The following is a 6,032-nucleotide window of genomic DNA, read 5'->3' on the forward strand; positions in this document are numbered from 1 at the left end:
AATGGAAGAGATAAAAGTAGTATTAGACTGGTTTGCCAACACCAACCACACCGGCTTTTTGCTGGCCCAAAAGCGCGGCTATTTTGCCGAGGCGGGGCTGGAGGTGGAGCTTTACGGCGACGTGCACGGGGCCATGCAGCTGCACGGGGCGGATATCGTGCTGGGGCCGCAGATCTCGATGCTGCAGAAGATGCAACAGGGGCTGGGCCTGACGGCGGTGGCCACGCTGACACAGAAGTGCGATTCGGGCATCGTGTCGCTGAAGGAGAGCGGTATCACCTCCCCCAAAATGCTGGAGGGCAAGCGGCTGACCCACTGGGAGCCGGCGTGGTTTCACGGGGTGATGCGAGAGGCACTGCGCATAGACGGCGGCGACTACGACAAGGTGCAGCTGGTACCCATGGACGTGGCGGACATCGTCTCGACTTTGGGGCGGGTAGCCGACGCCACCTGGGTATACGAGAACTGGGAGAACCAGGAGCTGCTGGAGGCCGGCAGGGAGATCAATTACTTTGCGCTGGCCGACATAGACCCGCTGTTTGACTTCTGTGCGCCCAGCGTGGCGGCCACGCATACCTTTATACGCCAGCGGCCGGAGGTGCTGCGCGCCTTTTTGGCGGCGCTGGACCGGGCCTACATCGAGGTGGCGGCCGACCCGGCGGGCACTGTACTGGAGGTAAAGGACCTGTTGCCCGACGTGCCGGAGGCGCTTTTGGTGCGCAGCCAGAAACACCTGGCCGGCATTTTACTGGATGAGCGGGGCCACTGGGGCACCATGCGCCCCGAGCGCTGGGAGCGCATGGCCGACTGGATGGTGGCAAACGGCTTTTATGACCACCGCCGCGACGACGAGTACACCAACGACTTTCTCCCCCGATAGGCGATGGAGACGATAGCGGTACAGGGGCTGACCTTTGGCTACCTAAAAGCCAGCGGGCACCGGGTGCTGCGGGAGATGCGTACCAGCTTTGACCGGCGGGACATCACCCTGATCACCGGGCCCAGCGGTTGCGGCAAGAGCACCCTGCTCTACCTGATGGCCGGCATCTACCCGCAGAGCGCCGGCTTTATCGAGGCCGGACAGGTGCGGGTGGAGGGCCGGGACCCGGCGGTCATGCCGCCGTGGCAGCGGTGCCGACTGGTGGGGATGCTGTTTCAAAACCCGGACCTGCAGTTTTGTATGGACACGCTGGAAAACGAACTGATCTTTTGCCTGGAAAACGTGGACGCCCCGCGGGAGGAGATCGGCCCCATCATCGACCGGGCACTGGCCTTTTGCGAGATCGAGCACCTGCGGCGGCGGGCGCTCTCGACCCTGTCGGGCGGGGAGAAGCAGCGGGCCATGCTCTGCTGCCTGGTGGCCCTGCGGCCCCGCTGGCTGCTGCTGGACGAACCTTTTGCCAATTTAGACGACGCCACCGCCCGCAGCTTGGCCCTGAAGATCGCCCAGCTGCACCGCGAGCAGGGCGTTGGGGTGGTGGCGGTGGACCACCGGGTACATAGCTGGGTGGGCCTGGCTGAACGCATGTGTGTTTTGGCCCCAGACGGCACCCCTGCCGCCGACCTGCCCGGACCAGGACAGGTGCCCCCCGAACAGCTGTGGCAGCTGGGGGTGAGCGGGCCGGGACAGCACTACCGCACCGATATGCCGGTTGTGGCGGCGGCAAACGACACCCCGGTGCTGGAGCTTTTTGACGTGGCGGTACACTACGGTGACCGGCCGGTACTGCGGGGCGTGAACGCCCGGCTGTTCGGCGGCCGCACCTATGCCATCGTGGGAGACAGCGGCTGTGGCAAGACTACTCTATTTGCCGCGCTGAGCGGTATTGTGCGCGCCGAGGGCCAGATATTGCTGTGCGGGCAGGACCTGCAAAAGCGCCGGCGGCAGCTGGTGGGCAGGATCGGCTTTGTGACCCAGAGCCCCCAGGACCAATTCGTGGCCGACACGGTGCTGGGTGAGATAGAGGTGAGCCTGCGGCGGCAGGGGCCGCCTGAACAGGCCGCCCAGCGGGCCGAGGAGATCCTGCGGGAGATCGGCCTGTACAAGTACCGGCGGCTATCGCCCTACATGCTCAGCCAGGGGCAGCAGCGCCGGCTGGGCGTGGCGGCGCTGCTGGCCTATGACTGCCAGGTGCTGGTGGCCGACGAGCCCACTTACGCCCAGGACCTGCAAAATACATTGGCGGTGATGGAGGCGCTGCACCGGCAGGTGCGGCAGCGGGGCATCGCACTGCTCATGTCGACCCACGACCGGCAGCTGGCCCACGACTACGCCGATCTTCTATTTTCGCTGGAGGGAGGCGTGCTGCGTGAGATCGATCGATCCTGCCTGTAAGGCGGTGGGGCTGCTGCTGTGTACGCTGCTGCTGTGCCTGCGGCACAGCCCGGCGCTGAACCTGGCGGTGTTTGCACTGTGCGCGATAGGCCTGCTCACGGCGCGGGTGCCGCTGAGAAAGCTGGCCCTGTCGATGCTGCCCATTTTGGTGGCGGCGGTGGGCACCTTTTTTACCGGCTATTACTTTGCCGCCGGCAGCGGCTCGGTCAATGCACAGACTTTAAATCTGCTGGGCAGCCGGGTGTATAACGGGCTGGTGCTCTCGAGCCGGGTGGTAGCTTTTGCCGGGCTGGGCTTTTTGCTGGCCTACACCACCGACAAGGTGCGGCTGGTACAGTCGCTGCAGCAGCACTTTCGCCTGCCGGCGGTATTTTGTTACGGACTGCTGGCGGCGTGGGGCATTTTTCCCAACATGGCAGCTGAGTACCGCAAGGCCCGGGCCGCCTTTGCCGCCCGGGGGGTGCGGGTTTCGGCGCTGTCGCCGGCGCTGCTGCGGCCGCTGCTGGTAAAGACGGTGCGCTGGTCGGAGGCGCTGGCCGTGGCCATGGAGTCGAAGGGCTTTACTGCCGGGCGGCCCAGAAAACCCTACCGGCCGCTGGTACTGCGGCCGGTAGACGTGCTGTTTCCCATCCTCAGTACGGCGGCCATGTTGGCGGCGGTGCTGCTGGTACCGGTCTGAGGCATGATGGAAACCCTATATAAATGAGATAGGCGCTCCCGCTGCTGACAGCGGGGGCGCCTATTGGCGTTTATCTGATGAAGATCGGCGCAGGATGCGCGGTCAGCTCTTTTTGACGGCGACCCGGTGGATGGTCTCCCCCGCCTCGCCCAGTGTGGCACAGGCCAGCACCATGAGCCCCTTGGAGCGGTCGTCATCCCACTGGGAGACGAGCTGGTAGATGTTTTGCAGCTCTTTTTCCATCTGGGCGGCGGTGGCGAGGATCTCGGGCCCGCGGCGGCCCGACTGGGCCTGGTGCAGCGCCTGACCGGTGACTGTGCACCAGTTTTTGAGGTGCTGGTAGTAGATGGCCGACAGCGTGCTGCCCCCCTGCTGGCGTATCATGTAGCTGAAGCGGTAGATGCGCCCCAGCTGGCTGTAGAGGGCACAGAGATCTTCGCGGTCCAGCGGCAGGATAAAGGCCTTTTGGATGTGGTCGTAGCCGTCCTGCACGCCGGCGTGGCCCACCAGCTTGCCCTGACACACCTGTATGGTGTTTTGCAGCAGGGTATCCAGCTGAGAAAATATCTGGTTCTCGCTCTTCAGGCTCATGGGGAGCATCCTCTCTGTTTATTGTTGGCCGCTCGGGGCGGCGACAGCGGCCGGGGCGGGCCGTCTGACAGTACCATACTGTAACTGTATGCGGCGCTGGCAGGCGCTATGCCGGCAACAGTAAAAACAATTTTGTCAGACCAAAGCCCAGCACACCGCATACCGGAAAGGTGTAGATCCAGCCCTGAAAGATCTCGCCCAGCACCTTGAAATTGACCTTTTTGATGGAGCGCGTGGCGCAGGCGCCGACCATGGCGGTGGTCTTGATATGGCTGGTGGACATGGGCACCCCGCCCAGCGAGGCCATGAGCAGGCCGGTGGAGGCGGCCAGATCGGAAGCAAGACCCTGATACTTTTCCATCTGCACCATGTCCATGCCGACTTTTTTGATGATCTTAAAGCCGCCCATGGTGGTGCCGATCGTCATGACCACCGAGACCAGCAGCAGCGAGCCGGTGCCGATCTGCCCCACTACATACTGGTAGGCGCCGAGGAATTTAAGGCCGTCTTGCGCGCCGTGCAAAAAGGCCATGCAGCACAGGGAGAACAGCTGAAAGCCGTCGATGACCCGCTCGCCCCGGCGGCGCTGCCGGCCCTGACACAAGAGGGCCAGTATCGCCGAACACAGCAGCCCGGCGATGAGACCGAAAGCCACCGAGATGACAAAGCCCTTGAGCACCTTGACCCAAGCGTCGACGCGGATGGCGGTGAGGCTGGGGAACACCGCCAGCGCACCGCCGGTGAGCCCGGCGATAAGGCCGTGACTCTCGGAGGTGGGGACGCCGCACAGCCAGGCGCCAAAGCCCCAGAGCGCTATAGAGCACAGCGCCGCCAGCACCACCGCCTGACCGCTGCCGGGCGGCAGCACCACCAGCGAGGCCATCGTATTGGATACACTGGGGTTGAGCCGGTACATGATGAACACCCCTAAAAAGTTGCAGGCGCCGCCGATGAGCACCGCCTTTTTGGGGGTGACAGCGCGGGTGCACACCGCGGTGGCCATAGCGTTGGGGGCGTCGGTAAAGCCATTGATGAACACCGCCGCAGTAATGCCCAAAAGGCATAAAAGGCCCATAAGATCCCTCCCCTACCCAGCGGCTGACACCGCCGGGCTCTAGTAAGACCCTATGAAAAAAAGACGGGCACTATGCCCGTCTTCATCGATATGAACATGATTTTATATACCATTCGTTATATTTCAGCGTTACTATACGATTTCTCGACTACCAGACTGTAGATCTGCGACTTTTTATAGCCGGTCTGCCGGGAGATCTCTTTGCAGGCGGCGGTAGCGGGCAGGCCCTGCGACATCTTCTCTCTGGCCAGCTGCGCGGCCTGCTGCAGGGTGATCTGCGGGTCGGCCGGGGGCGTATAGCCCTCGATGACCAGCACAAACTCCCCTTTAGGAGTATTTTCGGCGTAGTGGGCCAGCGCTCCGGACAGCGTGGTGCGCAGCACTTCCTCGTGGATCTTGGTCAGCTCGCGGCACAGTGAGATGCGCCGGTCGCCCCAGCAGTCGTACATATCTTGCAGGGTGGTGCGCAGCTTGTGGGGGGCCTCGTAAAAGATGAGCGTGTGGCGCAGCTTGGACACTTCCTCCAGGTGTTCGCGGCGATTTTTGCGGGTGGTGGAGAGAAAGCCCTCGAAGGAAAAGCGGCGGGTGGGGAGCCCGCTGATGGCCAGGGCCGACACCACGGCGCTGGGGCCGGGGATCACCTCCAGCTCGATGCCCTGCTCGTAGCACAGGGCCACCAGGTCCTCGCCGGGGTCGCTGATACAGGGCATGCCGGCATCGGTGACGATGGCACAGCTCTCGCCGGCGAGGATGCGGCGGGTGATCTCCTGTCCGCGGGCGCGGATGTTGTGCTCGTAGTAGCTGACCATTTTCGTTTTGATATCGAACCGGCCCAGCAACTTGAGGGTGACCCGGGTGTCTTCGGCGGCGATAAAATCCACCGACGCGAGCACCTCTTTGGCGCGGGGGGACAGATCGCCCAGGTTGCCGATAGGGGTGCCCACCACATACAGTTTAGCCACTTTACATCTCCTCCTTCGGGGCGGCGGGGCCGCTTTTTTGGTACAGCGCCAGCATGGCTGCGGAAAAGCTGCCGTCGGGGGCCTCGACGACAAAGTCGGGCAGCACCTGCAGCGTGGGGCGGCCACCTTTGCGCCCCTCGATGAGCGCCAGCCATGGGGCGGCGCCGGGGCGCTGCACCACCAGCTGCAACCGCTTGGGCTCGAGGCGGTGGGCGCGCATCTCTGCCAGCACATCTACCAGCTGGGCCGGGCGCTGACAGACGCCCTCCCGCTCCCCGAAGCTCTGTTCTCCGGCCTCGCGGTCGCAGCGTGCCCCCACGGATCTCAGCTCGCCCCCTTCTCACTCCTCTTCTGTTATTCTCGTCCCGCGCGTCGCATCGGCTTGCGCTT

Annotated in this window: 7 protein-coding genes; 3 read left to right on the plus strand and 4 right to left on the minus strand. The window is 63.8% G+C overall.

All coding sequences use genetic code 11. From position 1 onward, the window contains the following. The first annotated feature begins 1 nt into the window (after position 1). The 3 genes from C6Y32_RS14780 to C6Y32_RS14790 are packed head-to-tail and all read left to right on the plus strand — an operon-like array spanning position 2 to position 3,014. Entirely contained in the window at positions 2-880 is an 879-nt protein-coding gene (locus C6Y32_RS14780) for an ABC transporter substrate-binding protein (RefSeq protein ID WP_105206053.1), read from the plus strand. A gap of 3 nt (positions 881-883) precedes the next feature. Next, positions 884-2,335 (plus strand): ABC transporter ATP-binding protein, encoded by a 1,452-nt coding sequence (locus tag C6Y32_RS14785; protein ID WP_105206045.1) that lies wholly within the window; start codon positions 884-886, stop codon positions 2,333-2,335. After that, the gene (locus C6Y32_RS14790; protein WP_105206046.1) at positions 2,310-3,014 is read left to right on the plus strand and encodes an energy-coupling factor transporter transmembrane component T family protein; all 705 of its coding nucleotides are present in this window, start codon (positions 2,310-2,312) and stop codon (positions 3,012-3,014) included. Before C6Y32_RS14785 ends, C6Y32_RS14790 begins: the two co-directional genes overlap by 26 nt. Before the next feature lie 102 nt (positions 3,015-3,116). On the opposite strand, the gene C6Y32_RS14795 is transcribed toward C6Y32_RS14790, so the two are convergent. From C6Y32_RS14795 to C6Y32_RS14810, 4 genes are all read right to left on the minus strand, one after another. Further along, positions 3,117-3,605: a hypothetical protein gene (locus tag C6Y32_RS14795; RefSeq protein WP_105206047.1), complete on the minus strand. Its 489-nt coding sequence runs from the start codon at positions 3,603-3,605 to the stop codon at positions 3,117-3,119. A gap of 106 nt (positions 3,606-3,711) precedes the next feature. Next, entirely contained in the window at positions 3,712-4,680 is a 969-nt protein-coding gene (locus tag C6Y32_RS14800; protein WP_105206048.1) for an inorganic phosphate transporter, read from the minus strand. 116 nt (positions 4,681-4,796) lie between these two features. Beyond that, the gene (rsmI, locus tag C6Y32_RS14805; protein WP_105206049.1) at positions 4,797-5,642 is read right to left on the minus strand and encodes a 16S rRNA (cytidine(1402)-2'-O)-methyltransferase; all 846 of its coding nucleotides are present in this window, start codon (positions 5,640-5,642) and stop codon (positions 4,797-4,799) included. Position 5,643: 1 nt separating this feature from the next. Then, positions 5,644-5,961: a hypothetical protein gene (locus C6Y32_RS14810; protein ID WP_105206050.1), complete on the minus strand. Its 318-nt coding sequence runs from the start codon at positions 5,959-5,961 to the stop codon at positions 5,644-5,646. Between the last annotated feature and the right edge of the window lie 71 nt (positions 5,962-6,032).

The organism is Neobittarella massiliensis (ex Bilen et al. 2018), from assembly GCF_900289145.1.
Lineage (GTDB): Bacteria > Bacillota > Clostridia > Oscillospirales > Ruminococcaceae > Neobittarella > Neobittarella massiliensis.

Excerpts from the sequence above, each read along its gene's own strand:
- C6Y32_RS14785 (WP_105206045.1), top strand. The coding sequence starts at position 884 with ATGGAGACGATAGCGGTACAGGGGCTGACCTTTGGCTACCTAAAAGCC.
- C6Y32_RS14780 (WP_105206053.1), top strand. The coding sequence starts at position 2 with ATGGAAGAGATAAAAGTAGTATTAGACTGGTTTGCCAACACCAACCAC.
- C6Y32_RS14800 (WP_105206048.1), bottom strand. The coding sequence starts at position 4,680 with ATGGGCCTTTTATGCCTTTTGGGCATTACTGCGGCGGTGTTCATCAAT.
- C6Y32_RS14795 (WP_105206047.1), bottom strand. The coding sequence starts at position 3,605 with ATGAGCCTGAAGAGCGAGAACCAGATATTTTCTCAGCTGGATACCCTG.